General features: G+C 39.8%; 25 protein-coding genes and 2 pseudogenes. 13 read left to right on the plus strand and 14 right to left on the minus strand.

The genetic code is table 11. The features are described from left to right. Positions 1 to 468 precede the first annotated feature (468 nt). Genes CDZ78_RS11700 through CDZ78_RS11715 form a run of 4 tightly spaced genes read right to left on the minus strand, consistent with a single transcriptional unit; the run spans position 469 to position 4,914 of the window. A complete protein-coding gene (locus tag CDZ78_RS11700; protein ID WP_087870175.1) occupies positions 469 to 1,794 on the minus strand; it encodes an NAD(P)/FAD-dependent oxidoreductase in 1,326 nt (441 codons plus the stop codon). Further along, the gene (locus CDZ78_RS11705) at positions 1,791 to 2,777 is read right to left on the minus strand and encodes a lysylphosphatidylglycerol synthase transmembrane domain-containing protein (RefSeq protein WP_087870176.1); all 987 of its coding nucleotides are present in this window, start codon (positions 2,775 to 2,777) and stop codon (positions 1,791 to 1,793) included. The genes CDZ78_RS11700 and CDZ78_RS11705 overlap by 4 nt, the downstream gene beginning before the upstream one ends. Further along, positions 2,774 to 3,796 carry a glycosyltransferase family 2 protein gene (locus tag CDZ78_RS11710; protein ID WP_087870196.1) on the minus strand — a complete coding sequence of 341 codons (1,023 nt, stop codon included), beginning with the start codon at positions 3,794 to 3,796 and terminating at the stop codon, positions 2,774 to 2,776. The genes CDZ78_RS11705 and CDZ78_RS11710 overlap by 4 nt, the downstream gene beginning before the upstream one ends. Beyond that, complete coding sequence (locus CDZ78_RS11715) at positions 3,787 to 4,914, minus strand: hypothetical protein (RefSeq protein ID WP_140414015.1); 1,128 nt, start codon at positions 4,912 to 4,914, stop codon at positions 3,787 to 3,789. Before CDZ78_RS11715 ends, CDZ78_RS11710 begins: the two co-directional genes overlap by 10 nt. A 391-nt stretch (positions 4,915 to 5,305) precedes the next feature. Here CDZ78_RS11715 and CDZ78_RS11720 point away from each other — a divergent pair, with 391 nt between their 5' ends. From CDZ78_RS11720 to CDZ78_RS11760, 9 genes are all read left to right on the plus strand, one after another. Continuing rightward, positions 5,306 to 6,094 (plus strand): ABC transporter permease, encoded by a 789-nt coding sequence (locus CDZ78_RS11720; protein ID WP_087870178.1) that lies wholly within the window; start codon positions 5,306 to 5,308, stop codon positions 6,092 to 6,094. Then, positions 6,091 to 7,311: an ABC transporter ATP-binding protein gene (locus tag CDZ78_RS11725; RefSeq protein WP_087870179.1), complete on the plus strand. Its 1,221-nt coding sequence runs from the start codon at positions 6,091 to 6,093 to the stop codon at positions 7,309 to 7,311. Before CDZ78_RS11720 ends, CDZ78_RS11725 begins: the two co-directional genes overlap by 4 nt. Next, positions 7,308 to 8,195: a lysophospholipid acyltransferase family protein gene (locus tag CDZ78_RS11730; protein WP_167374272.1), complete on the plus strand. Its 888-nt coding sequence runs from the start codon at positions 7,308 to 7,310 to the stop codon at positions 8,193 to 8,195. Before CDZ78_RS11725 ends, CDZ78_RS11730 begins: the two co-directional genes overlap by 4 nt. Before the next feature lie 68 nt (positions 8,196 to 8,263). Beyond that, positions 8,264 to 8,521: a DUF3144 domain-containing protein gene (locus CDZ78_RS11735; RefSeq protein ID WP_230990798.1), complete on the plus strand. Its 258-nt coding sequence runs from the start codon at positions 8,264 to 8,266 to the stop codon at positions 8,519 to 8,521. Between the two features lie 129 nt (positions 8,522 to 8,650). Further along, positions 8,651 to 11,449 carry a glycosyltransferase gene (locus tag CDZ78_RS11740; protein ID WP_087870181.1) on the plus strand — a complete coding sequence of 933 codons (2,799 nt, stop codon included), beginning with the start codon at positions 8,651 to 8,653 and terminating at the stop codon, positions 11,447 to 11,449. Between the two features lie 169 nt (positions 11,450 to 11,618). Then, a complete protein-coding gene (locus tag CDZ78_RS11745; RefSeq protein WP_140414016.1) occupies positions 11,619 to 13,334 on the plus strand; it encodes a hypothetical protein in 1,716 nt (571 codons plus the stop codon). Continuing rightward, a complete protein-coding gene (locus CDZ78_RS11750; protein WP_087870183.1) occupies positions 13,318 to 14,286 on the plus strand; it encodes a glycosyltransferase family 2 protein in 969 nt (322 codons plus the stop codon). The genes CDZ78_RS11745 and CDZ78_RS11750 overlap by 17 nt, the downstream gene beginning before the upstream one ends. Then, a complete protein-coding gene (locus CDZ78_RS11755) occupies positions 14,286 to 14,921 on the plus strand; it encodes a class I SAM-dependent methyltransferase (protein ID WP_087870184.1) in 636 nt (211 codons plus the stop codon). The genes CDZ78_RS11750 and CDZ78_RS11755 overlap by 1 nt, the downstream gene beginning before the upstream one ends. A 5-nt stretch (positions 14,922 to 14,926) precedes the next feature. Next, entirely contained in the window at positions 14,927 to 15,829 is a 903-nt protein-coding gene (locus CDZ78_RS11760) for a hypothetical protein (RefSeq protein ID WP_087870185.1), read from the plus strand. A gap of 12 nt (positions 15,830 to 15,841) precedes the next feature. Here CDZ78_RS11760 and CDZ78_RS11765 read toward each other — a convergent pair. The 10 genes and pseudogenes from CDZ78_RS11765 to CDZ78_RS11805 all read right to left on the minus strand — a co-directional run. Beyond that, positions 15,842 to 16,192: pseudogene (locus CDZ78_RS11765) on the minus strand (ISL3 family transposase); the annotation flags it as partial. Further along, a complete protein-coding gene (locus CDZ78_RS21985) occupies positions 16,146 to 16,310 on the minus strand; it encodes a hypothetical protein (RefSeq protein WP_167374273.1) in 165 nt (54 codons plus the stop codon). The pseudogene CDZ78_RS11765 and the gene CDZ78_RS21985, both read right to left, overlap by 47 nt. 100 nt (positions 16,311 to 16,410) lie before the next feature. After that, positions 16,411 to 17,394 (minus strand): tetratricopeptide repeat protein, encoded by a 984-nt coding sequence (locus CDZ78_RS11770; protein ID WP_087870186.1) that lies wholly within the window; start codon positions 17,392 to 17,394, stop codon positions 16,411 to 16,413. An 89-nt stretch (positions 17,395 to 17,483) separates the two neighbouring features. Beyond that, entirely contained in the window at positions 17,484 to 18,053 is a 570-nt protein-coding gene (locus CDZ78_RS11775; RefSeq protein ID WP_087870187.1) for an O-antigen ligase family protein, read from the minus strand. Next, the gene (locus CDZ78_RS11780) at positions 18,038 to 18,343 is read right to left on the minus strand and encodes a hypothetical protein (RefSeq protein ID WP_140414018.1); all 306 of its coding nucleotides are present in this window, start codon (positions 18,341 to 18,343) and stop codon (positions 18,038 to 18,040) included. Before CDZ78_RS11780 ends, CDZ78_RS11775 begins: the two co-directional genes overlap by 16 nt. A 436-nt stretch (positions 18,344 to 18,779) precedes the next feature. Continuing rightward, positions 18,780 to 19,589 (minus strand): DAHL domain-containing protein, encoded by an 810-nt coding sequence (locus CDZ78_RS11785; RefSeq protein ID WP_087870189.1) that lies wholly within the window; start codon positions 19,587 to 19,589, stop codon positions 18,780 to 18,782. Further along, entirely contained in the window at positions 19,586 to 20,539 is a 954-nt protein-coding gene (locus CDZ78_RS11790) for a cytochrome-c peroxidase (protein ID WP_087870190.1), read from the minus strand. Before CDZ78_RS11790 ends, CDZ78_RS11785 begins: the two co-directional genes overlap by 4 nt. A gap of 89 nt (positions 20,540 to 20,628) precedes the next feature. Then, positions 20,629 to 21,243 carry a guanylate kinase gene (gmk, locus tag CDZ78_RS11795; RefSeq protein ID WP_087870191.1) on the minus strand — a complete coding sequence of 205 codons (615 nt, stop codon included), beginning with the start codon at positions 21,241 to 21,243 and terminating at the stop codon, positions 20,629 to 20,631. A 201-nt stretch (positions 21,244 to 21,444) separates the two neighbouring features. Continuing rightward, positions 21,445 to 22,665 carry a type II toxin-antitoxin system HipA family toxin gene (locus CDZ78_RS11800; protein ID WP_087870192.1) on the minus strand — a complete coding sequence of 407 codons (1,221 nt, stop codon included), beginning with the start codon at positions 22,663 to 22,665 and terminating at the stop codon, positions 21,445 to 21,447. Next, a complete protein-coding gene (locus CDZ78_RS11805; RefSeq protein ID WP_087870193.1) occupies positions 22,658 to 22,912 on the minus strand; it encodes a helix-turn-helix transcriptional regulator in 255 nt (84 codons plus the stop codon). The genes CDZ78_RS11800 and CDZ78_RS11805 overlap by 8 nt, the downstream gene beginning before the upstream one ends. Before the next feature lie 828 nt (positions 22,913 to 23,740). Between CDZ78_RS11805 and CDZ78_RS11810 the strand changes: the two genes are divergently transcribed. The 4 genes and pseudogenes from CDZ78_RS11810 to CDZ78_RS24635 form a co-directional block, all read left to right on the plus strand. Further along, positions 23,741 to 24,079 carry an ISAzo13-like element transposase-related protein gene (locus CDZ78_RS11810; protein WP_087870194.1) on the plus strand — a complete coding sequence of 113 codons (339 nt, stop codon included), beginning with the start codon at positions 23,741 to 23,743 and terminating at the stop codon, positions 24,077 to 24,079. Between the two features lie 21 nt (positions 24,080 to 24,100). Further along, the gene (locus CDZ78_RS11815; protein ID WP_167374274.1) at positions 24,101 to 24,298 is read left to right on the plus strand and encodes a Fic family protein; all 198 of its coding nucleotides are present in this window, start codon (positions 24,101 to 24,103) and stop codon (positions 24,296 to 24,298) included. 79 nt (positions 24,299 to 24,377) lie between these two features. Further along, a pseudogene (locus CDZ78_RS11820) lies at positions 24,378 to 25,631 on the plus strand (type I restriction endonuclease); the annotation flags it as partial. 189 nt (positions 25,632 to 25,820) lie between these two features. After that, the coding region (locus tag CDZ78_RS24635; RefSeq protein WP_507766578.1) for an ISAzo13-like element transposase-related protein at positions 25,821 to 25,980 on the plus strand (160 nt) is incomplete at its 3' end.

Consider the following 25,980-nt stretch of genomic DNA (forward strand, 5'->3'; position numbering starts at 1 on the left):
CGGGGAGTCGCTATTTTTGCGAAAGCTTGTTTTGGGCATCCCAGCCCAAGCAAGCAGCAAAAACTTAACGCGACCACTTATGCCTCCGGCGGCCCCGATTCGTCCTCGTCACCTCGTCCCGACCCAACAAGGGGTCGGAACATAGGCTCCAAATGACTTGACGCCGTGTCGGATGGCCTTTTATTTTGTCTCCACCTTCGCTAACGCTCAGACTCCGACAAAACAACGACCCTACGGCTATCGCGGACTAAAAATCATCACTTCGCTTAGGCTACGTTTCCCTGATTTTCAGCGTTAGTTACTTTGTTATTTAAGCGAATGCCATTGTCTTAAGGGCCCCCCACAATGCTGGGTTACGTTATCTGCGCTACGCTAGATAATCTAACCCAGCCTACATGAAACACTAGGTTATTTAGGAAAATTTCATAACTTAATGGCAGCGATGGTTATGATGAGAGCTATACTTTTTTAAGTATGCTTAATCTTTTCTGCCAGTCGCTTACCTATACTACGCCCTTCACGTATCGCATAATTAGTGCCCCGGTCTTCCGGATATATCTGCGCCATGGAACATAGATTTAAGCCAGCTTTAGGCCCCTGTTCGGGCGGTATTAAACGGCTATAATGCTTTTCTACCACCGGTTGTGACCAGCGGGCTTTCCATATGTGATGATCTAGTATCCAGTCGCGTTGTAGGGCGGGAAACATTTTCTGCAGATAAGGTAACGCGTAATCCAGCACTTCATCTGCATTCATTTGATATAGTGCATCAGTATGCTCCAGATACTTAGACAGATAAACAATATGCCGCCCGGCATAACTTTCCGGGCGTTCAAAGTTAGTATGCTCGATGACACCGACAAAAGGAAAACTCGGGTCGTTAACATTTAACCAGTAGGTGTCTGACAGGGAATGATTAAGTTCAAGTACCAGGCAAACATTAGCCAGGTAATGAATGCGCCGTAAACTAGCCAGATAATCAGGGCTTGCCCAGCTTTGAATCATATCTGCAGTAATAGGGAGAGCTGTGGTTACGATTACCTGGTCCACAGTGAACTCACCAGTAGTACACTGTAGTTGCCAGTGATTAGCAACAGGCTGTAATGATGTGATGCTGCTATTGAGGATAACCTGTCCGCCCTGTGCCTGTATTCGTTCTGCTAAAGCTTCAGCTAAGGCGACAAATCCACCTTTGAAATAGGCCAGGCGTTCTTCACCGCCTTTACCCCGGCTGCCACCTCTTAATTTTAATTTATTCCAGAACCAGACGGCTGAAATCTGTTCTGCCACCGAGCCAAATTTGCCTTTAAGTAAAGGTTCCCACATTATTCGATAAACTTTGTCACCACCCAGTTGTTTAAGCCATTCCGTAGCCGTTTTATCTTCCAGTTCCTGCCAGTTTTTTACTCGCCGTGCGCGTAATGCCAATAACCCTAAGCGGATACGATCCCAAAAGGGGAGGGGGGTAAAATTCAGTAAATCCCAGGGAGTGGATAATTTGAAAAAATTATTGGCATAATAAACACCAGTATTAGTCGGGTTGATGCTGACTTTGTCGTTCAGACCTAATTCATCAATCAACTGCATTACATGCAGATCATTGGTAAACCAGTGATGGTAAAAGCGATCTAGCTTTTCACCTTGTACATCAAAAGCAGATGCCAGACCGCCAATGTCTGGCTCGCTTTCATGTACTGTTACTTTAATGCCTTGTTTAGACAGCTCATAGGCGGCGGCAAGTCCTGTAAATCCACCACCTATAACTGCCACGGTAGCTTGAGTATTAATGCTCATATATTCTTAGTGTGCGATTTTCGGGTGTTTAGAACTAGTAGATACACCCCGCCTGTTAAAGTCGGAGGGATCCACAGTAAAGCGTGAACTAATAAAGCATAGGCTGTTGATATGGCCGTCGTATTGCCTAATGTAGTCATTGCTTTAATGGTGAAATAGTCAAAGGTGCCGATATAACCTGGGGTGCTGGGGATTAAAGTGGCTAGTGTTCCTACCGGTAGTGCCAACCATCCTGCATCGGGTGTTTGAATGGCTGGTAGTAAGGCCATTGCTACACACCAGAAAACGGTGCCCTCAGCTAGCCAGGCGGCACAAGACCAGAAGACCAGGATTAGCATCGTACCTTTTTTAGAAAGGTGAATCAGGGATGCCATGCCTTTGTTGATTTCAGTGGCTAATTTTTTACCAAAGCCAGGTGCTAGTCTGGTTATTATCGAGTTTAGCAGGCGTACTAGTGGGGTAAATAAACGGGGAAAAAGTAGTACCAATATGATGAGTAATGATAGGGATATTAACAGCACACCACCTATACCAGCAAAGCGTTCAAAATCTAAGTGAAATATTGCCAGAGCACTGCCTAGCATAAGCAGAACCATTAATAAATCCAGCAGACGTTCGACAAAAAGTGAGGCTAACACGATGCCAGAGCTTGTTCCTAGTTGGCGATTAAAGGCAAAGGCACGCATTACATCTCCAGAGCGAAAAGGTAAGACGTTATTCATTGCAAAACTTGCCAGTAAGGGCCCAGCACAATTTTTAAAGCTTAACATGGAGTTATCTTGCAGTAGCATTTTGCGCCATCGGGCAATACGACAGGCATAACCGCAACAGAATGCTAGCAATGCAGAAAAAATCCAGCTTGGATTTGTATTTTGCAACGCATTCATTAATTCGGACGGCTCTATTTGACTTGCGATGAGCCAGATAAAAAACACTGCACAGCTGATGCCCAAAGCTACACGGGCAATTTGAGTTACTTTCATCTTTGTTTAACATCAGGACTGCGAGTTGCAGCAGGCCCTTCTTCGGTAAAGCCCAGGGATTCTTCAACGATATATAAAGGGCGGTGTTTTACTTCGTTATATATTCGACCTATATATTCACCGAGGATACCAACACAGATAAGTTGCACGCCACCAAGAAAAAGTATGGCAATCATTAATGCGGTCCAGCCTTCAACCCAGATATTTGTAAAAATACGCATGCCAGTGGCATAAAAAATTCCTCCCATTGCTACACAGGCTGCTAACATGCCAAGTCCGATGGAGATCTGTAATGGCTTGGTAGAAAAGGAGAGCAGACCATCGGTAGCGAAGCTCAACATTTTACGTAACGGGTATTTGCTTTTGCCGGCAAAACGCTTGGCTCGTTTATAAGGGATGGATGTTTGTTTGAAACCTACCCAGCTGACCATGCCCCGTACAAACCGGTCGCGTTCGGGCATAGCCTTGAGTGAATCAACTATTGGGCGGGTGATTAGGCGAAAGTCGCCTGTATCTAGAGGGATTGGGACATCTGAGAGTTTATTGAGTAAGCGGTAAAAACCTCGTGCGCTACTACGTTTAAAAATAGACTCTCCCGAACGTGTAGTTCTAGTGCCGTACACAACATCATAGCCTTCTTTCCATTTAGCAATCATTTGATGTATGACTTCAGGCGGGTCTTGTAAATCAGCATCAATTAGTACGACCGCATCGCCTCTTGCTGCGTCCATTCCTGCTGTTACTGCAATTTGATGACCAAAATTTCGTGAAAAGCAGATGACTTTAATGCGTGGATCGTTTGCGGCAAAATTGCGTAATAAAACAAGGGTTTGATCCTGGCTGCCATCATCAATAAAGATTAGTTCGACTTCAAGCTGAGTGAGCTCTGAACAGAAAGCATTAAGTCTGTTGACTGTTTCTGCGATGACTTGTTCTTCATTATAACAGGGGATGATTATCGACAATAATGCTGACGAAGTGTGCTTGTTAGGTGTTGATTTATGGGGTGTTAAAGGCATAACAAAGGTTTTATTTTGCAAATAAAAAACTTAAATTTACTGTGCATAAATTCGCGTGAGTCTTGATGACGAATTTTCCATATTCTGCCATCAATCCAGTAATGGATTAGAGATATACTACTTGCCAGACCAAATATAACTCTTTTTACTTCAGTTTCTGAATAGTTAAAAACAGAAGGAGGGTTTACTTGATATAGCTGTTTCCAGATGTAGGCTGATAATGCTGTCAAAATTACAAAAAGTAAAAGATTGTAATAACGAAATAATACCCCCTTGATATGCTCGGTTTTTAATAGCTGCTGAACTTTATCGCCATTTAATGAAGCGATGGCTATAAAAACATAATATTGTAGGCCATGAGCCGTTGCATACATAAAAAAGGCAGTTTGTTTGTCCTCAACGATAAACATGGGCCAGAAAAATGTGACTAGCCCCAGTAAGAGTGCTGCTCTTGAGTATTGGCGTTGTGGGGCTTGTGTAAATAGATAGTTTTTGCAGACATAATAGGCTGTGTATAGCGTTAAGGAACATAGTAATATTAAGCTGAATGTTTCAATGCTATCTTTATAAGTGGATAGAATAGTGCCCTGAAATAAGGCACGGTCTATGGGCCAGGTAAAAACCAGCATACCGACAAGAGCACCCCCCATAATTAAGCCGCGCTCAATAGGCATCATCCGACCTTTACCGAGAGTCGGTGCAAGTAGGCTATAAACACCAATATTTTGTTTTTGATAATGATAAATCGTCAGCATGGCATAGGCTTGCAAAAGATAACTTTCTAGCCAGAGGTTATCGATCAGATAAAAAAGCATGATGCTGGAAGCAATCATTAGTGGCCAGAAATAGAAATACCACTTATGTTGGTTGATGATTTTTTTTGCGTCATTATCAAAATAAAGATAGACCGAGGCAACCTGATGATACCCACCGACCATTAGTAGCAGGTAAAAAAGTTGCTGAGCGATATCGGAGCTGGAATAGACCGAGCGAATCAAAGGTCCCGCAATAAAGGGTATTACTGTTGCTAGTAATAAAAGTATGGTAAATTTCAGGGGTTTATTGCTGGCTTGTTTATTAGAATGAACAGTAGTGCTTGTATAGGTTGAAGTTTGCATACAGATACCAATTAAAATAAGCTTAATAAAATACAATAACACGTATTAATCTGTATTCCTTAATAATTTCTGTGCATAGTAGAATATTCGATTGAATATGAAGCCAGCCCCTAGGTGCTAGTCAGAAGTTACTGTTTTCAAGTAAAGAGCTTATTATTTTATAATCAATGTATTAGCCGTAGGATTAGGCTTTTTTTGAAGCAATAAAATCTAAACTATCCTGCGTTGTAGCCTTTTCTGGTTTGGCTGTTTTTTATGGTTCTTGTCGGGCATTCCTGGGGTGCTGCACTGGGATCTATCTTTTTATGATAAAATGTTGTTTTTTTAATGTTTACCGCTGTAAGTGCAATACCCCCGAAGGATGTTTATCAAATCAGTTTAGGAAGCTTTCTTGTCTATAGTTAAAAATATTTTTTCTCACACACATGCCTTACGTCTGTTAATCGTACGTGAGCTTGCTAGTCGTTATAGAGGAACCATACTTGGTGTTTTCTGGTTGTTTTTACAGCCTTTGATGATGGTTGTTGTTTATTCCTTTGTGTTTTCCATCATTATGAAGGTAAGAATACCCGGTATGGAAAATTCCTACCATTTTGCTCTGTACTTAATGACAGCGATGATGCCTTTTTTTGCTTTTCAGGACGCATTATTAGCCGCTAGCAATTCGTTATTTGTGAATAGTTCTTTGTTACACAAGTCTACTTTGCCAGTTATTTTCTTGCCTCTAGTCCCCATGTTAACGACTGTAGTGACAGAAACGATTGCCTTAGTCATTATTGTGCTAGCTACATTTTTATTGCTAGAGCAAGTCTCTTATTATTTACTATTATTACCTTTTCTGGTTTTGATCCGTCTGAGTTTGAGCATTGCTATAGGCTATATACTTGCTACTTTATCCGTGTTTATTCAGGATTTACGCCAGGCCTTGGGTTTATTGCTGACCATGTTGATGTTTTTGACCCCTATTCTTTATCCTGTCAGCATGATTCCTGGTGAGTTTATACCGGTGAATAATCTAAACCCGCTGTATCATCTACTGGATGCTTATCGTGCGATTATTCTCAGAGGAGAGCTACCAGGTGTTGGGTTAGTTTATGTCGGGGGTTTCTCGGTTGTGTTTTTATTTCTAGGTATATACTTTTTTCAAAAAACGATTGAACGAGCTAGAGAATTTGTATGAGTGCTTTAATCGCAACAGATTTGTCTAAAGCTTACCGGCGGTATCAAAAACCGATTGATAGTTTAAAAGAACTAGTTTTTAGGCGACAGTATCATGAGCAGTTCTGGGCACTTAAAGGGGCAAGTTTTCGTTGTGAGCCCGGAGAAATTTTAGGCGTTGTCGGTGACAATGGTGCTGGAAAAAGTAGTTTATTAAAATTATTAGCTGGCACGATGCAGCCTACACAGGGTGAGTTGATTGTAAATGGACGTGTATCGGCAATCCTGGAATTAGGTTCAGGGTTTCACCCTGACTTTACTGGCCTGGAAAATATTCATTTAGGCTGTGCAATGTTAGGCCTGAATGCAGGACAAATTGCTGCTAAGGTCGATGAAATTATTGATTTTTCCGAGTTGGCTGATTTTATTAAGCAACCTGTGAAAACTTATTCTTCAGGTATGTTTGTGCGGCTGGCATTTTCGGTGGTGACTTCGGTTGACCCTGATATTCTGGTGGTTGATGAGGCTTTGTCGGTAGGCGATCAGCATTTCCAGAAAAAAAGCATGGATCGTATGATGACTTTTAAGGACCAGGGCAAGGCGTTGGTTTTTTGTTCGCACAGTCTTTATCATGTGAAAGAATTATGTGAACGTGCTATCTGGCTGGATAAGGGTGTAATTCAGGCACAAGGTGAAAGTGGTGAAGTGATTGACCAATATAATGATCATGTGCGTATGCAAAATAGCGTGTCTGTTAGTAAACCTGGGCAAACTGAAAGTATAGAAAATGCGGATAAAAGCCAGTTAACTGCGTACTTAGTGGAAGCAACTTTGTTAAATAGTAGCATGCAAGATGGAGATGATTTGCCAATATACCAGACTGGAGATTGCTTTCGGGTAAAAGTAATGGCGCATAAACAGGCTAGTCTGGCTTTAGATGACGTGCATATAGGTATTATCATTAAACGTAATGATGGTGTGCAGTGCTTTGGTGTTAGTACGATTCTGGATGGTGTGTCAATATTTACCACTGATGATGAAAATGAATTAGGTATTGTTTATGAGGTCCCTGATTTAAGTTTATTATCTGGATTATATAGCCTGGAGGTCTGGTTGATTGATGCTACAAGTGCCCACGTTTATGATTCCATGCGCAGTTGTTGTGAGTTCAAAGTGAGGCAGTCGGGTACGGAAGTGGGGATCACATATCTTGAGCACCAATGGAGTGCTCCCATATGAATTTAGCTTTCAAATACTATCTTTTATTACCTTTTCTGGCTCACCTTCCGCAAAGTATAGCCTATCGATTAGCTAGTTTATCCGGACGTTTTTCGAGGGCAATGCATAGGGACGAGAAAATATCTATTATCGAACAAATGCAGTCTGTTTTTCCTGAAAAAAGCCCGACTGAACTAGAGATTAATGCTGATTACTTTTTTGCAATGGTAGAGCGCGAGGCTTTAGATACCTGGTTTTTTAGAACTTGTAAGACAGAAAAGCAAATAGAGCAGTTTATTCAGTTAGAGGATTTTTATCATGTTACTGATGCGAGACAGGCAGGGCGACGGGTAATAATCAGTAGTGGTCATTTTGGCCGATTCTGGATGGCGGGTGTTGGCATGCAAGCGCAGGGTGTTTCGGTGGGAACCATTACCCGCGATGGGGGTGAAACTAATGAGCATGGACTGCCGGAAGTTGAATATCAGTATCGATTAAAAAAACTGGCCTGGTTGCAGCAGTGTTTTGGTGGTCCATTTCTGGTTGAAGGAGATTCGGCCAGGCCTATTTATCGTGCTTTACACGAACATGTGATGGGCTTATTTATTGATGTGCCTTATACGGGTGATAAGAATGGTTGTGTAAGTTTGCCATTTTTAGGTAGTGAGGCACGGTTTCCTTTAGGGCCAGCAAAATTAGCAAAGAAAGCTAATGCTTTGATTGTGCCTTTTTATGTTTTTGAGTCACGTGCAGGGCTAAGGGCAAAATATTATCCTGGTATTGATGCTGAACAGTTGAGTGAACAGGAAATTATGCGGCAACTTGTTGGCTTGCTGGAACAACAGATTCTGGCCTTTCCTGAGCAATGGTGGCTATGGCAAGCTCTACCGTTAATGAGACAATAAACGGAGTTGATCTGAAAGGTCGGCCAGGTACGAAATACTAATAATTATTTGATTAAGAGAAGTGAAATATGACGAAACCAACAATGCGGGAATATAATCTATTATCCGAGCGCTTTATTGCATTGGCTAATGAAATGAAAAATGAGGGTAAAAGCCAGCAAATGGTTAATGCAGCATTAATGTCTGCATCTGGCATTTATGCAACTTATACTGCGGCAGGAAATGATGGTGGGCTAACGGCATCAGGAGTAGATCAAGTGGTTGCTGTATATAAAGCGAACCTGGAAAATGTGCAGAAATTAAAAAAGCAACAAGCAGAAAAGTAGTGACCGTAGAACGAACTTTAGTCCGCAAATGGGGGCGGGATTACCCTTGATGATAAGGCTCGGGTCTAGCGAACTAAAGTCCGCTTTACCGTCCTATATACCCAGAATGTCGAAGTTTTTAGTAATCTTATGAGTAAAAATAAATACCATTTTACCCTCAATACAGCTGAAAAAAATGATTCGCATATGGGGCTGGCTACTCGAATCAAGCCAAATCAGCGAGTACTAGAATTAGGGTGTTCTAGCGGCTATTTATCCAGGTTTCTAAAGGAGGATTTGTCTTGCTCAGTTGTTGGCGTGGATCTTGATGGTCATGCTTTACAACAAGCCAGGCCATTTTGTGCGCAGACTATTGTCGCTGATCTTGATAGTAATGACTGGTTGGAAGAAATCAAAGGGCAGCAGTTTGATGTTGTGCTATGCGCAGATGTCCTGGAGCATTTAAAAAATCCGGCTGTAATGCTGGCAAGTTTAAAGCCTTTTTTACATGCTGAAAGCTGCCTTCTGGCATCGGTGCCTAATGTTGCTCATGCATCAATCCGGCTGGAATTACTACAGGGGCATTTTGATTATGAATCTCTGGGTTTGCTGGATGATACTCATTTGCATTTTTATACCCGTGATGGATTAGTCTCGATATTAATGGAGGCTGGGTATGTATGTAGTGATATTAGCTATAGCGTACACGATTTAGCTGATGCAGCGATTGATCAGCACCTGGCTAATGCAGGTCTGGAGTGTACAGTAGCAGCTCGTAAATTATTGCATGCGCCTGATGCTGTTGCATTTCAATATATCATTGAAGCCCACCCTGCTCCTTCAGAAATAGAACTACAGTTGCCCCAGCCATTATCTCCCAAGCCTCTAGTAAGCTCCGGAGTAGCCTATCGTGAGAAGCAGGAACGGATTGATTATTTAGAGTATCAGCTAGGTATTGAGCGAGCGCAGCAAGGTTCCTCTATTCAACGGGGTAGCAAGGCAACTGAATTAGATGATGTCTTATTTGCAATAGCTGAACAGTTACAACAAGAGCGTGAGAGAAATAGTGATTTATCTTCTGACATTAAGCAACTGGAAGATAATGTGACTTGCCTGACAAATGATAGGCAACAATTAGAGCGGGTTTTGCAGAGAGTACATGGAAAAATAAGTTATCGCCTGGTACGAGGTATAAAGGATATACCTCGTGCAATCACCGGGCTTTTACGGAAGTCTGAAAAAACTGAACAGCACTCTGAACTTGATTTCTTTGATTATGAGAGCTGGCTGGCAAAATATGACTATTTGACTGAACAGTCATTACTTGCGCTTGAAGAAGAGAGAGATAGCTGGGAAAAACCACCAAAAATTGCTTTATTAATGCCTGTTTGTAACCCGGATAGGACTTATTTGCTTAATGCGATTAACTCTATTTTGCTGCAAGTTTATGATAACTTTGAATTATGTATTGCTGATGATGCTTTAGCTGGTGATTCCGTATGCGATATACTGAGGCCTAGCGCACAAGATTCACGAATTAAAGTGATTTCCCTAGCACAACGTGGACTGGCTTCTGCTGCTAATAGTGCTTTATCTTTAGTCGAGGCTGATTATGTTTGCTTGGTGGGCCAGCATGATTTATTAGCGCCAGATGCATTATACTGGATAGTAAAAAGCATTCAGCAAGAGCCTGATGCGCAATTAATTTATTCTGATGAAGATAAGATAAGCCTGCAAGGTAAACGTTATGAGCCATATTTTAAGCCTGACTGGAATCCAGAGTTATTTTTATCGCACAATTATATTAAGCATTTGTGTGTTTATAAAACACAACAAGTAAAAGCTTTAGGTGGTTATAATTTAGCTTTCGGTGGGGCGCAGGACTATGATTTGGCATTACGCTATGTTGCTGGGTTAAAGCCTGAGCAGATCGTGCATATTCCGCGCGTGTTGTATCACGGGCGTATAGTTTCAGGCAGAGCTGTTGATGAGCAGTCTAATATTCAAGCTGTAAAGCATGCTTTACAGCACAAACAGAGGCCGGCTGAGGTGACTGCACATCAGAAATTACCGGGAGTCTTGCGGGTACGCTATTTATTACCTGATTCATTGCCATTAGTGAGCATAGTGATACCGACACGTAATGGCTTCCACTTATTGTATCGCTGTGTTGAGAGTATTTTTGCTAAAACGGCATATATTAATTATGAATTGATTATTATTGATAATGGTAGTGATGATGTTGTTACAGTAAGGTATCTGCAACGTCTTCAACAAGATCCTCGGGTAACAGTAATTCGTGATGACAGTGTATTTAATTATTCCGCTTTAAATAATAAAGCGGTTGCGCAAGCTCAGGGTAAGCTTATAGCGCTATTGAATAATGATTTGGAAGTAATCAATAGTGACTGGCTGGATGAAATGGTTAGTCATGCTATTCATCTCGAAGTTGGTGCTGTAGGGGCTAAATTATATTACCCGGATGATACCATTCAACATGCCGGAGTCATTGTCGGTTTAGGTGGGGTGGCAGGGCACTCGCATAAGCATTTTCCACGAGATAATCCGGGGTATTGTGCTCGCTTACTATTAGCTCAAAACCTATCTGCGGTAACAGCAGCCTGTTTGTTGGTCAGGAAAGAAGTTTTTGATGCAGTAAGTGGTTTTGATGAGAAGAATCTAGCGGTGGCCTTTAATGATGTTGATTTTTGCTTACGTATACAGGAGCAAGGCTATCAAAATGTCTGGACTCCTTATGCAGAGCTGTATCACTATGAGTCGGCTAGTAGAGGCTATGAGGATACGCCGGAGAAACAGGCGCGATTTAATAGTGAGATAGCGTATATGAAGCTCCGCTGGGGAGAAAGTCTATTAACTGACCCAGCTTATAGCCCTAATTTAACTCAGGGCCGGGAAGATTTTTCTTTTGCCTGGCCCCCACGTGTTTAAGTTTCCTGAATTCAACTATCAAGTGCAATTCATTTTTAGGTGATCACATAAAAAGCGGGATGGTTGAACCAATATATGAACCGTGTTTTTTTTTGTTCGCCCACATGCATGAAATAGAAACTCTACAATATCCCCATTTTATCTCTTTATTATGTTCAATAAGACAGCTTTGTTCATTTTGCAAACTATTGTCGTTTTTGTTCCTGCATCGCTAATTTTATATTATGCAATCCATGCTGGAGGCCTGCCTGATAATGATTATTGGGGTGAGATGGAGCGCATTATTAATGAGCAAGATGGTGAGTTTTCCAGTAACTTCCAAGACTGGATTAAACGCAGTAATGAGCATTATACTTTATTACCAAAACTAGTTTATGCGGCTAACCTGCTTGTTACCGGAGGTAATAATATCGGTTTAAGTCTTTTTAGCTGGTTTATGGCATTACTACAAGTGTTATTGCTTTATCGGTTAATTCCAGTTAAAAATAAGCAACACACTATTTTGTTTACTGTCTTGTTATTTGCTGTTGCAGTTTTTATATTTAGCCCCAGGCAAGCCCATAACTGGATTTTAGGCATGAGCGGTACTGCCTGGATTACTGCCAACTTTTTTTCTATAGCAGCTATTGTTGCATTACATCGCTATGTTATTAGTAATTATAGGGTTAATTTTTACCTGATTTTTTTCTTTAGTCTATGTGCTGTTGCAACCTATAGTACTAGTCTGGCTTTATTTCCTACCCTAGTGATTGCAGCATTTTTATACCGTCTAAATCGTCAAGAGAAATTGATGATTACCAGTTTCGGTATAATTATTCTTTGTTTTTATTACGCAACCTTTAGTACGCCTTCAAATCATCCGGCGATACAGCAGTCAGTGACAGTTTTGGTAACATATATTTTGGGCTTTATTGGTGCCTTATTTACATTGCAGATAAAGTACGCACTGATAGGTGGTGTTTTTGGCGTAGTGAGCTCGGTATTAATATCTGTCTATATTTATCAAAAAAACACACGCTGGATCATTATTATTCCCTGGCTTAGTATGCTGTTCTATGTCTGTGGTAATGCTGCTATGGCAGCGCTTGCACGCTCGGGTTTTGGGATCGATCAAGTATTTGCTTCCCGGTATGGTAGTTTGTCGGCATTATTCTGGCTGGCCTGGATTATGATTGCACTGACAGCGTGCTTGCAGCTAAATTTGATTTATCGTAAGTTGTCTTTATTCATTTTGCTTTCCCTCAGTAGCGTTATTATTATTAATACATACAGAGTTGGCCAGCTTGTGGCTGCTCCATTATTAGAGCGAGCTGAGAAAAAGTCTTTGTCACTTGCATCTATTTATTCTCATGCTATTGATATTGAGTTGATTAATGCAACGGGGTTACCTCTTGTACCCTATGGCGAGATGGAGTCTATTATTAATAGGCTTGCTGCTGTGCAGCATATCCCTTTTAATGGCCTGTTTAAACAGTGCCCTAAAATAGACAGTAAAATTAGCAATATTCAGTCTGTAGATACTGAGCAGGTTCTGGGGGCTATTGAACAGATTAGATTACTTAATCATAAAGTGATTGAAGTTAAAGGCTGGGCTTATAATGGCCCCGCCCCAGTGTGTATTGTACTAACTAACCAGAATGATATTGTCAGAGGCATAGCTAGTTATGGTATAGAACGTCTTGATGTTGTCGAGGCAATACCTGCTGTATTATCAAATCATAGTGGGTGGCAGGGATACGGAAAAGTGCATAAGCATGATAGGATAGTTAAAGTTTACATGCTGACAGAAAAGGCATACTGGCTACTATTAAACAACAGTTTTCAAATACACCGCCACCCATTCACGTTTCAAAAACTAGTGTCGCTACATGATGTCATTAAATAACAGCTCATTATTTTTAAGTTTTGTTATTCCTGTTAAGGATGAGGCTCAAACCCTGGCAGGCTTATTCCAGGGTATTAAAGATGCACTAAAAGAAACAGATAAACATCTTCGTTTTGAAGTTATTTTTATTGATGACGGTAGTATAGATGACTCCTGGCTGGAAATGTCTCGCCTGGCAGAGCAGAATCCGGATACGATTAAAGCAATAAGATTACGCCGTAACTTTGGTAAGGCTTTCGCTTTGTCGACTGGTTTTAATGAATGCCAAGGCGATATTGTTTTTACCATGGATGCGGATTTGCAAGATGACCCCGCGGAAATCCCTAAATTCCTGGATAAAATTGATGAAGGCTTTGATGTTGTGTCGGGTTGGAAAAGTAATCGCCAGGACCCATTATCGAAAACTCTTCCTTCTAAAGTATTTAATAAAATAACTTCAATATTGACGGGTATTTCATTACATGATTTTAATTGCGGTTTTAAGGCCTATAAAAAAGAAGTTTTACACGGGATAAAAATTTATGGCGAACTACACCGTTATATCCCCGTGTTGGCCCATGAACTCGGATTTGTCAGCACAGAGGTAAGTGTAAAACACAACAAACGTGAATTTGGAGTTTCTAAATATGGCTGGGAACGCTATGCGCGAGGTTTAGTTGATTTACTGACTGTTTTGGCAACTACGCGTTACCTGAAAAAACCCGGTCATTTATTTGGCGGTCTGGGCGTATTAATGGGATTTGTCGGCTCAGTTATTTTGGGTTATTTAAGTATACTCTGGTTTACTACAGACACACCAATCGGTACTCGGCCCCTTTTTTTCGTCGGAATATTAATGGTTATACTGTCTATACAAATGGTTTCTCTTGGTGTGCTGGCAGAATTAATTACCCGGCATAATGATTCAGGGCCTACTGATAGTGCGATCGTTGATAAGCGAGGGATAGTTTAATGGCGCGAATACCTATTATTGAAGATGGACTAGTTGTCGGTACAGGGTCTGATAAATACGAAAGTAAAAATCCATTGGCTCAGTACCTGTTACGTCAATTTGATAACAGTATTGCCGAACTGGTTAATATAGTGGCTCCCGGCACAATTTTAGAAGTTGGTTGTGGGGAAGGGCATGTTACCGGGATTTTATTAAATAATTCCCAGGCAAAAATTCAGGCACTGGATATTTCTCAAACCATTGTTGATATTGCACAAGGCGCTATTGAATCACCACGAGTTGAATTTCAGCAATTTAATATTTATGAGCTGGCTGAGAAAGAGGGTGCTGATTTAGTGGTTTGTTGTGAAGTTCTAGAACATTTGGAAAATCCGGAAACAGGTTTGTTGAGACTTGCTGAAAAAGCGGCACCGTATGCAATTATTAGTGTGCCAAGGGAGCCGATATGGCGTTTGTTAAACTTTATCCGTGGTGCGCATGTGAAAAATATTGGTAATAGTCCGGGCCATATTCAACACTGGTCACAAAAAGCATTTATGCAGTTTGTAGAGCAACAGTTTGAAGTTGTATGTGTTAAATCGCCATTGCCATGGACAGTGCTATTGCTCAAGTCTAAACATTTTAAGAGTAGCTGATACGCTTGCTAAAAAAACTACTTACCTCACTAGGTTCAATTGTTGCGATTATTTCCCTAGGCTTTATTTCTCAGCAGCTATTTGCAAACTGGCATAAAGTGGACAATTATCAATTCACTTATGCAGCGATAGGAACATTGATACTTGGAGTGTTTGCTTATGCGGGAGCCAGTTTTTTTCTGTCTTCAGCATGGTACCAAATACTTAGTTCACTGAGCACTCATTCCTTATCAGTACAATTTATACGTTCGATTTATGCCCGTAGCCAGATTGCCAAGTATATTCCCGGGAATGTCATGCACATTGCAAGTCGGCATATTTCGTTAAATCGCCTGGGTATAAGTCACAAGCCTCTTGCGTTAGCCAGCTTAACTGAAATTATTGGTTTAGTTTCAGCAGCTAGTACCTTTGCCGTTATTGGCAGTGTATTATTCGGTATAAGGGGCGAGTACATTCAGCAACAACAGTTATATTATGGGCTAGCAGTGTCAGGAATATTTTTATTGTTTCTGCCCATAATTTTCAAAGTGAGTTTGCGCTTATTTCCGGCTAGCCGGAATTTATTGGTTAACCCACGATTGCAAAGGGTGTTGTTGCGAACTTACTGCGAATACCTATTGTTTTTTGCTATAGCTGGTGCGATTCTAGTGGGTCTGGTTTTTCAGGTACAAGGGAGCCTCGGTTTCAATAATATTCTTGCAATTATTGCCTGTTTTTCCATTTCCTGGCTGGCAGGTTTTATAGCCCCTGGCGCGCCTTCTGGTATTGGTATTCGAGAAACTATTCTGGTAGTGTCTTTAGATAAGATTTTGCTCACTGGAAACGGGGTATTAATAGCCATTTTATTTAGGCTTATTACTGTTGCTGGTGATGTTTTGTTTTTCGTTGTTGCAGGTAGGCGGGAATAAAAAAATAGGGCTCTATGTGAAATACAGTGGGTAGTCGAATTTTAACTTACCACAAAGAAAGTAAATCATATTGATAAAATTATTAATATTGCGATAACCTCTTGCTCGTCGTTTGGCCAGTTGGACCTTGCTATTAATTCCCTCAAGAATTCCATTTGTAATCTTTGTTTCAACGAAATGAATAATGCCAGACCAATGGCTCCGAACGGTCTTTACAAACTTCATAAATGCTGAGATTTTAGATTTTTCTACTTCTTCACACCACTGCTTTAGAAAGGCTTCAGCCGATACTTTATCGGGCATTGACCATAAGTCATTAAAAAGCTCTTTCAATCGATATGCCTGCCCTAACGTAGGATATAGGACCATGAGATAATTTTTCACTTTCAATGGCGGCATACCGTCGCTTATTTTTTTCACAAAGTGAGTCATAAAATTTCTTCATCGACTTTTCGATATTTTTTTTATAAGGAAATGACATAAGACAACCACTGAGTAATAAATTAAGATAACCTTAATTTAGGGGAGATATTTCATTATTCAAGCTTGGCTGCTTCAGGAAGTTATTTCGTGCACATTCCTTAGCGAGTAGCTGGGCGACTGAAAACATATTTACCTGCTGACATTCTGGTTTTTCTCAGTTTAGATAGGCGTTGAATCTCTTGCATGATGATTAAATTATCTTTTGGGGCCCCGTATACTCTATTGAGCCTTAGTTGAAAGCTAAGAAACATTATCCCATTTTGGTAGAATGCATTATTAAGCAGTCCCCATGCTCCCCAGAGTACTGATAACGCTTTTTTGTATTGTTTATTTATTGTCAGAAAGCGTGCGTATTCATCGCGAACTTTAAATTGATAAGGGTCAAGTTGTAATGACTTTTCATAAAGTTCAGATATTTTGGAAACATTGCCCTGCATAGCTTGAATTATCTCGGCTTTGGTATGATATATTTCAGCATTTGCCGGCATTTTATTAATTGCAATATCACTTCTGCTTAGCGCAAGTTTAGCTATTTCCTGACGTTTAAATGCACTTTGCTTATATTCGGGATTTCCTAGTTCGGCTGCCATGTCTTGTGCGCTGAAAAACTCATAACGCTCAACTAGAGGAAAAAAAATCCCTGATATTCGATGATATTCCAGTGCTTGTTGTTGGTTTTCGGTATTTGCTGCCTTATCAGTATAATAAAAAGATACGCCAAAAGAGATGATTAATAAAATGACTATGGTGTTAAATTCACGATAAAGCCAGGTTGCTTTACCTGTTAAATTTTGTGGGGCGCTTTTTTCTGGGGTAACTAATGCTAGTGTCATATTCCTTGCTGCTCTGCCTAAATAATAACCCCAGATAATTTGTATGGTTAACTGATAGAGGTGAAAAGTAAAAAAAGTATGCACTAATATACCTACACATGTTGTTAATAGTGCAAAGGCTTCGATTTTATAGGCTGAAAAGTCCGGTGTGCGTTGTAACATTAAATGAGCTAAGCGCTTACAGATAATAAACACAAAACACAGAAAAATAACCAGGCCTAAAGGCCCAAGTTCAAGCAGGATTTGCAAGTAATCATTATGGGCAAAAAAACCGGCCTCATTAGAAAGAAGAGATTTATATTGGGAGTAAAGTAAATAGAATGTACCCAGCCCCGTGCCTAAATAGGGCTATCTAAATACATTTCCCAGGCTGGTAGCCACAATAAATGTCGTCCTGACCCAAGTGCCTCTATTGATTGTGAGTTTGCAATGGCGCTAAAACGCTGCAGGATAGAATCACTGACTAGTACACCATTGAGTAGGTAGCCAATACATAGTGCGGATAGAAAAAATAAACCGTATTTGATTGAAATGTGTTGTTGCCATGATAGTATTACAAGGCAAACGATCACGGTAGCAAAAATCAAGATTGTACCTCGACTTAAGGTAAGCCCCATCGCGAAAGCAATCAATACACTCATGATCGACCAGAAACTAAGTTGTTTAATGGTAGTTGTGGGTCGTAATGTGTAAGTAATAATGCCCGGAAACAGAATCATGGCTAATAAAGCCGCATGAGTATTCCAGTTAGCTAACATGCCGCTTGGTCGGCTAATATCAAGTATAAATGCTTGATAAAAGGTATACAGGGCTAATAAAAAACCTAGACCGAGAAGTACTCTATAAAAGTAGCTGGATGTTTTATCACTCGCAGTATAGCCAATAAAATAAGTTAATAAGCCACCCAAAAAAGTGCCACTATTAAAAATGCTGAGAGCTTTTGCCGATGACCAGAACACACCAGCCACACTGTCCAGGCAATAAACAAAGTGTAGAATAAGACAGCTTTATCCTTGAATAACGGTTGATATAAAGCGGGCTGGCGTAAGCGCCATAATACCAGAGCCCATAACAGGGTAATTGAAATCCACTGAGTAATAAAAGTTCCACCATCCTGATATAGCATCGCCATGATGAGTGCGAGTATGATAATTACCGGCTCTAGGAGTGAGGAATATGGGCTTATTTGTTTATTCATGTAAATTAAGAGTAAATATTGATAAGGCTAGTACTATAAATTCTAAATAACCGAGAATACTGGGGCGTAGGCTTTAGTCTACGCCCCAGATGAAAATGATATTTTTATTTTCTCGGTTATTTAGCGCGTGTGGTACTCGTACTTCATCAATGTTGACGGAGTACTAGTTTTAGTGGTTATTTATCATTAATCTTAGGGATGTTTATGTCTTTGGGGGTGATGGCCTAGCCTTTAGGCGAGTAAATACTAAAACTGAAGTTTCCCAATAATTATTTATGGTAAAATTGAAACTATGCTAACAACTATATGAAAAAAATAGTCTTTTCATTCGTTTCAAATGCTATTGCCTAAGGGGAATTAAGTAGGGGTTTGCTATAAACATGGCAAAACCACCTAAAATAAACCTCGATACACCAGCATTGTGTATTTCAGCTACTCAATAATTGGGAAACTTCAGTACTAAAATAACACTAATAATAAGCAAAAAAGCCGAAATATAAAAACCTTTTCTCATTGTTTCTGCCCTGGCCAGCTTATATTGATAATCGGCATCGTATAGCGCGAGTATGATATGCGATTGCTCTGCAATAGGTGATTTGAGCAGGTTGGTAAGTAATCTATCTAACTTTAGCCGATGATTAATAATAATTTGTACATGTTTTAACCAGAGATCAAGGTGTAGCCTTGTTTCCGTATTTAAGCTAACAATGACTGAATTATTTTTAATGAGCTGTATGTCTTGCTCTAACACGGGCCGATCAAATGAGTCCGGACTTAAATGAAATAATAAGAGATTACGCTCCAGAGTGTGTAACTGCATGATTAATTCATTAGCCTGGTTATTTATTTTCAGTCGCTGGTGTAATTGCCTGCTTGCAGTTGGAAAAAACAGCGCAGAATTTCGGTAAATTGCATGCACACTTTTAATGTGTTCAACCTGATTGTTTAAGTTAACGACTGATAGCTTCAGGGTAATGACCTCAGGCATATCAACCGTCAATTGTTGAATGAGTTTGAGTAAATCCTGTTGCACATGAGCAATAGAGTCGTAGTCTTTATTTACCCCTTCAACAACGAAAAGAATAGCTGAACTTAATAGAGACGTTTGCTCATTAATATAGCGGATTAAATCTGTATTATTTTGATAAGTTTTGCTCTCGACCTGAGCAAGCGAAAAAAAACCTGTCGCTAATATTAGCATAGCCAGTATAAAGAACAGAGGGAGGGTTTTTATTACTCTATTCATAAGGGTTTATTCTGGTATTGTCCTGTCAAAGTATTAAGAAATAATACAATTTTATGAATAGTTTGTTGATCAGCGACTCTACCCAGTTGATAGCGCACCATAATTGCGACTGCATCGTCTAGATTTTGGGTGGATCCATCATGAAAATAAGGTGCCGTTAAAGCCACATTTCTTAAACTCGGAACTTTAAATACATATCTGTCTGCTTCATTATGCGTCACTTGAAAACGGCCTAAATCGGCAGCTGTGATATTGCCTCGATCAGCAAAATAATCAGCCATTATACCGAAACGCTGGTAAAGGTTGCCGCCGATCGCGACACCTTGATGGCAAGAAATACAGCCATATTGCTTAAAAATCTGATATCCTTCGAGTTCATCAGTTGTTAAAGCATTAAGATCATTTTTTAGATATAAGTCAAAACGGCTATTAGGCGTAAGTAAGCTTTCTTCAAAGCTGACAATAGCGGCTTTGATATTGCTAATCGTTAGCCCGCTGCTAAATTCCTGCTTAAACTGTGCTATGTAAAAAGGGTCTTGCTCTAATTTGGACAGCACTTCAGGCCATGAGCTGTTCATTTCTATGGGGTTACTAATAGGGCCATCAATCTGATGCAGTAAATTCGCTGCACGGCCATCCCAGAATTGCCTAAAGTTAAGCGAGCTATTAAAAACAGTCGGTGAGTTAATTAGCCCCTTACTGCCATTAACACCCGATGAGACGACCTGTCCATCTGCTCCGCCATATTTAAGTGAATGGCAGCTAGCACAGGAAAGCTGGTTGTTTTTTGATAGTCGAACATCATGGAAGAGCAAACGACCTATTTCGACTTGTTCCGCTGATTTGATAACTGGATCGGGGATGGGTCTTATCGGTTCATTTAATAGTGGTTTTGCACGCGCAAAACTACAAACTAGAATCAGGAATAAGTTGGCTATTAACTTTGCCATAATTAGTTGGGGCAGTAGTAAAAATATCTTTTTATAAGGTGCGTAGAGCTTGAGTTATTTCGTGCATCTTAGGTAAATAACTATAACTATTAAATGAGTAAATCAGTCAATAATGATTTTAACTGCTTTTGCTGGCGATTTATATTTAATCGGTTCGCTAATATAATAGACTTCAAATCAGTTAAAGCCGTATTAAAGTCATCATTAACAATCAGATAATCATATTCGGCGTAATGACTTATTTCTGTCTTTGCATCCTGCATGCGACGATCAATAACTTCTGTGCTGTCTTGTCCTCTGCCTTGTAAACGCTGACGCAACACTTCTGTTGATGGCGGTAAAATAAAAATAGTAATAGTTTCAGGAAGCAAACGGCGAATTTGTGCGGCTCCTTGCCAGTCTATTTCTAAAATAACATCTTTGCCATGGTTCAGGCTTTGTTCGACTGAACTTTGGGCAGTACCGTAATAATTATCAAAAACTTGCGCATATTCAAGAAAAGCAGGGTTAGCGATCATTTCTTGAAATCTGTCAACGGATGTAAAGAAATAATCTACGGCATCAATTTCTCCCGGGCGCTGAGCGCGTGTCGTATGGGAAACAGATACCATTAGTTTGTCTACAACAGGGACTAGTTTCTTGATTAAACTGGTTTTACCTGCACCAGAGGGTGCGGAGATAATATAGAGTTTACCTTTCTTCATTTTAGTGCCTTATTCGATATTCTGTACTTAGGTGATTTCTGGCAAAGAACATACCAGCTCACTTGTTGACTGAAAATATTATAATAATATAGATCAATAGTTTATCTTGTTTTTATATACTGAAAAATACACTATGTCACCACCAGTAAAATTTGTATGGCTCAATTCACTTCGCGTATCAAGTAACATCAAAAATATTGCTCAATCATGCTTTTTTTTCTTTAAATGGCGATAATTCTCTTTCAAAGCTCCATTATATCTAGCAAGGGCCAATGAATTTTCAATAGAACCCCGTAAGCCTTCAATTAATTTTATCTCTTGTGAGTGTGTAATATAATCACTGATATTATCCGCTATAAAGTCGATTATATCAGCTGACTGATTAATTCCGGCTGTAATGCCTAAATCTATCAAGTCATTTTTATTTGGAAACGCCTTACTTTTTTTAAGACTTAGCGCCATATGATTATCAATGCTGTCATAGATAATCGTATGCGTAATATCATAGGGTGGAGCTAAAACAACATCCTTTTCGCCTAGCGTATATTGCAAGGCAAAGTTTTTAAGGTGTGCGTCACCATTACCTATTAGGCAATTAAATACAATTAGTTTATACGCTTTTTCGACCTGACTAATTGAGCCAGTATATAAGCGGACCGCTTTCAGCAATGATTCATAACTAGAATTATATTTCTCATCCCCTTGTTTGCCCATCAATGTGGAAAAATCTTCAAAGGCTAAGCGTTTACCCTCTACTTTATCAAATCGTTCGATAACATAGTTTTCAAGGTTTTCTGATAAATACGTTTTAGGCGGTGTTAACTGACAATGCCTTGCAGCTTCCATACATACAAATTCATTAACGGTGAGTAGTGGGAATTCTTCATCATACGTTTTTACTATTAGATGATGTTGTTGTTGCACAGCTACACGACTCTGCACGTCCGTATTGATCATTACTTTTGGTTGAACACCTGACAAGATCCCTCGTAGGTAATATTTCTCTAATAATTGCGGGAATAATTTTTCTTTTGATTGCCATGACAATATATCTGTCAGTGTTATTTGCTCAACATCGGGTAAATGCAATCCTGCATCAAAATCTAGAGCACCAATGCCGTTAGCTCCCTGCAAGGCTAAAAAATACATATCACTAATTTTTCCATATCGCGCTAATTTTTCAGAGATATAACGTCGAACAAATCCTTCTGGCAAATTTTGACTGAAAATAGGATGAATGGCACCATGATTATAAGCATCATCTCGACACTTCATTGTCAGTGAAATAGGAATATCTTGCTGGGTATATTGAAACGAATGATGCGTTCCATGAGTCAAAATACCCAAGTCAAGTGCTTGCCTATTCTGATTATATTGAACAGATAATTGCTCGATGGATAATGGTAACTTTAGCTCAGTCATCCTTAAAAAGCTCGCTTAAAGTATCAAAATCAGTTTGCTGAGGCTCTTCTGTTTCAATTGTTAGCGCATAGCCCATTGAGGCTAAATAGCACTCGTAGATCTTTAACGAGCCGGTATAACGCCCCGTTTCAATTTTAGAAACAATAGAACGATCAATGCCGATACAATTAGCCGCCTCAGATTGAGACATTTTTTTGTCTTTACGTGCAGCTTGAAGCTGCAATCCTATTTTTTCACGATATAGCATATTTTAACCCACGTTTTGTGGCTATATAATCACAATAAATGGAGTAAATCAATATTGTGGCTATATAGTCACGATTGCAATGCTAATTATTCCGTTCAAAAAGTCCCCATTAATATTCTTGTACATCTTTTGATCTAATTATTTTATCAACAGCATTCGGTTCTTAATCCTTAATAGTTTCACCCTGAATGCTCTTGAATAACAAATTCTCTGATTGCTGGCGGAGCGGCAGCCTGATTCGCTATTCAATAGATGATTTAACAACTGAAAACCAAAAAACTCTATTTGGGTCATTAGTGTTCCCATTAAAAGCAGCAATGGCCAGACAGCCTCCCCAGCCATCTTTCTTTTAAGGGCATCACGCGATTATCTTACCTCTTTCTAAATTAATTGTACTACACAAATAAAGCACCCCTATCGGTACTCGGGGACCTATTGAAAAAATACATCTTTTCAAAAAATATTGCAATTAAGGGAAAGGATTTTTGAGAATTTTCATTTTTTATAGACCCTAAAATGAAGACTCAACATGAATGAAAACATAACTGAAGGGGATCTAGTCAGGCGGGGAACGAGTCCGCCTTTTGCCGCTAAGCCTAGGCTGGCAAGTTTGATTGTAACTTAGTTGTAACTACTCAGCGTAAATAATTAAAAAAGTTCTTGACAGGGTTTTAGCCTAGTTTTTGTGATTTTTAGTGAGCTGCCCAACAGTCGATTAATCCACGCTTTATTGCTTCTATCGCTATAGTCATCACAAAATGTCCCCTTAAACATCTACGACCTCGAAGAACTTTTTTATTCGCCTTACAATCGCTTAAAACAAGGAAAATTCGGAAAGAAGATTTACAAAAGACTGCGAATGCACTTGGATTGGAAATTAGGATTGCCCACTATCCTCCTTATACCTCCAAGTATAATCCCATTGAACATCGTTTTTTTCCTCATGTGACTCGTGCTTGTGAAGGTGTTGTATTTGACTCGGTTGAAACAGTTAAAACATTGATTTCTAGAACATCAACGTCAAAAGGACTAACAACAATTGTTCACATACTCGACAAAATATACGAGACAGGACGAAAATATGCCGCTGACTTCAAAGAAATAATGCCGATTGTATTTGATACACATTTACCAAAATGGAATTACCGTGCAATTCCTCAAGAATAATTAATATCGGGAAGTTGTTTCGTGCTTATTCCTAAGGCACATGCTTACTTTATTGCAATTCATCCCTTTGGTGATGGCAACGGGCGTGTAGGTAGGGCCCTGGTAATGGTACAGTGTTTGAATGCGCGTTTAATGCCACCTACATTTGATGGTAAAAACCGCGCAATGTATACGCTACGATGGAACATGCCATGGCCCATGGGCGCTATGCACCATTAATTCGATTGTTTTATGAAGCGACAGAACGCGCTTAACAATAAATAAATAGTAGAGATAAATAGTTTAAGGGATTTATAAAATGAGTAAGGCCAACGAGTTTACTTTCCAAACGGACATGATTAATCAGTTGTTGTCTAATGACTGGTTATTGGGGAACCCTGAAAACTACAACCGTAAACTAGCCTTATATGAAGAAGATGTTTTAGGTTTTGTTAAAGACACCCAAGAGTCTCAATGGCAAAAATTCTGCGCACTTTACCCCAATAATCCTGAGCAAAAATTCTTAGAACGTGTCGCGACTCAGCTAAATAAAGCGGACCCGAATGCAGCGAATAAAGAAATGCGTACATTTGGTACTTTGGGTGTTTTACGTCATGAGTTACGTGATCGCGGTACACGCTTTAGTTTATGTCAGTTTAAACCGGAACATGATTTAAACCCTGATACTTTGGCGCGATATAAGCAAAACCGGTGTCGGGTAGTCCCTGAGTTAGTTTATAGCCCTTGGGCAACCGAAGAACATTTAACGCAAACAGGCACTAAAGCAAAAGCCTGGCGTATTGATCTGGTGTTATTTGTTAATGGCTTACCCATTGCCACTTTAGAATTAAAGTCTGAATTTAAGCAGGCAGTACAAAATGCTATCAAACAATATAAAACCACTCGTTTTGCTGTTGATCCGGCCACTAAAAAACCAGAACCCTTATTAAGTTTTAAACGCGGTGCTTTAGTGCATTTCGCTGTCAGTCAGTATGAAGTGTATATGGCGACACGATTAGAGGGCGAGGACACCTATTTTTTGCCGTTTAATAAAGGGACTAAAGATGGTGGTGCGGGTAATGATGTACCTACAGACATCAACCAATACGCCACCGGTTATTTATGGACTGAGGTGTTGCTACCTGATAATCTGTTAAAGATTCTTGCCCGATTTGTACATTTACAGATTGAAGAAAAAGAAGACTGGGAAGGCCGCAAAACTAAAAAAGAAACCTTAATCTTCCCGCGTTATCATCAATGGGATGTAGTCAACAAATTGGTTGATGCCGCACGTGCTGAAGGCCCTGGGCATAAATACCTGATTCAACACAGTGCTGGCTCAGGTAAATCTAATTCCATTGCCTGGGTAGCACATCAGTTATCGTCCTTACATAATGGCAAGGGTAATAAACAGTTTGATTCCATTATTATTGTCACCGATAGAAATGTATTGGATGCACAGCTACAAGAGACTATTTCACAATTTACCAGTGTTGAGGGTGTAGTCGGTCGAATCAACAATCAAGAGGGTGATGGTTCTAAATCTGAAAAACTCGCCAGTGCTTTAGAAAACTGAAGTTTCCCAATAATTATTTATGGTAAAATTGAAACTATGCTACAACTATATGAAAAAAATAGTCTTTTCATTCGTTTCAAATGCTATTGCCTAAGGGGAATTAAGTAGGGGTTTGCTATAAACATGGCAAAACCACCTAAAATAAACCTCGATACACCAGCATTGTGTATTTCAGCTACTCAATAATTGGGAAACTTCAGCAGTGGAATAGATCAAGACTTTTTAGATATTCTTCAACAGCATACAGCAGGCAATCCAATGAATTCATCTATTAGGTGGACTTATCTAAAGCCGCGTGAAATCGTCAGTGAATTATTAAAAAAGGGTTATTCTGTCAGTCGTAATA

This window comes from Bathymodiolus platifrons methanotrophic gill symbiont (assembly GCF_002189065.1).
Classification (GTDB): domain Bacteria; phylum Pseudomonadota; class Gammaproteobacteria; order Methylococcales; family Methylomonadaceae; genus Methyloprofundus.

Excerpts from the sequence above, each read along its gene's own strand:
- CDZ78_RS11780 (WP_140414018.1), bottom strand. The coding sequence starts at position 18,343 with ATGAATAAACAAATAAGCCCATATTCCTCACTCCTAGAGCCGGTAATT.
- CDZ78_RS11730 (WP_167374272.1), top strand. The coding sequence starts at position 7,308 with ATGAATTTAGCTTTCAAATACTATCTTTTATTACCTTTTCTGGCTCAC.
- CDZ78_RS11805 (WP_087870193.1), bottom strand. The coding sequence starts at position 22,912 with ATGCTATATCGTGAAAAAATAGGATTGCAGCTTCAAGCTGCACGTAAA.
- CDZ78_RS11740 (WP_087870181.1), top strand. The coding sequence starts at position 8,651 with ATGAGTAAAAATAAATACCATTTTACCCTCAATACAGCTGAAAAAAAT.
- CDZ78_RS11735 (WP_230990798.1), top strand. The coding sequence starts at position 8,264 with ATGACGAAACCAACAATGCGGGAATATAATCTATTATCCGAGCGCTTT.
- CDZ78_RS11755 (WP_087870184.1), top strand. The coding sequence starts at position 14,286 with ATGGCGCGAATACCTATTATTGAAGATGGACTAGTTGTCGGTACAGGG.
- CDZ78_RS11785 (WP_087870189.1), bottom strand. The coding sequence starts at position 19,589 with ATGAATAGAGTAATAAAAACCCTCCCTCTGTTCTTTATACTGGCTATG.
- CDZ78_RS11725 (WP_087870179.1), top strand. The coding sequence starts at position 6,091 with ATGAGTGCTTTAATCGCAACAGATTTGTCTAAAGCTTACCGGCGGTAT.
- CDZ78_RS11750 (WP_087870183.1), top strand. The coding sequence starts at position 13,318 with ATGATGTCATTAAATAACAGCTCATTATTTTTAAGTTTTGTTATTCCT.
- CDZ78_RS11800 (WP_087870192.1), bottom strand. The coding sequence starts at position 22,665 with ATGACTGAGCTAAAGTTACCATTATCCATCGAGCAATTATCTGTTCAA.
- CDZ78_RS11715 (WP_140414015.1), bottom strand. The coding sequence starts at position 4,914 with ATGCAAACTTCAACCTATACAAGCACTACTGTTCATTCTAATAAACAA.
- CDZ78_RS21985 (WP_167374273.1), bottom strand. The coding sequence starts at position 16,310 with ATGTCATTTCCTTATAAAAAAAATATCGAAAAGTCGATGAAGAAATTT.
- CDZ78_RS11700 (WP_087870175.1), bottom strand. The coding sequence starts at position 1,794 with ATGAGCATTAATACTCAAGCTACCGTGGCAGTTATAGGTGGTGGATTT.
- gmk (WP_087870191.1), bottom strand. The coding sequence starts at position 21,243 with ATGAAGAAAGGTAAACTCTATATTATCTCCGCACCCTCTGGTGCAGGT.
- CDZ78_RS11705 (WP_087870176.1), bottom strand. The coding sequence starts at position 2,777 with ATGAAAGTAACTCAAATTGCCCGTGTAGCTTTGGGCATCAGCTGTGCA.
- CDZ78_RS11710 (WP_087870196.1), bottom strand. The coding sequence starts at position 3,796 with ATGCCTTTAACACCCCATAAATCAACACCTAACAAGCACACTTCGTCA.
- CDZ78_RS11790 (WP_087870190.1), bottom strand. The coding sequence starts at position 20,539 with ATGGCAAAGTTAATAGCCAACTTATTCCTGATTCTAGTTTGTAGTTTT.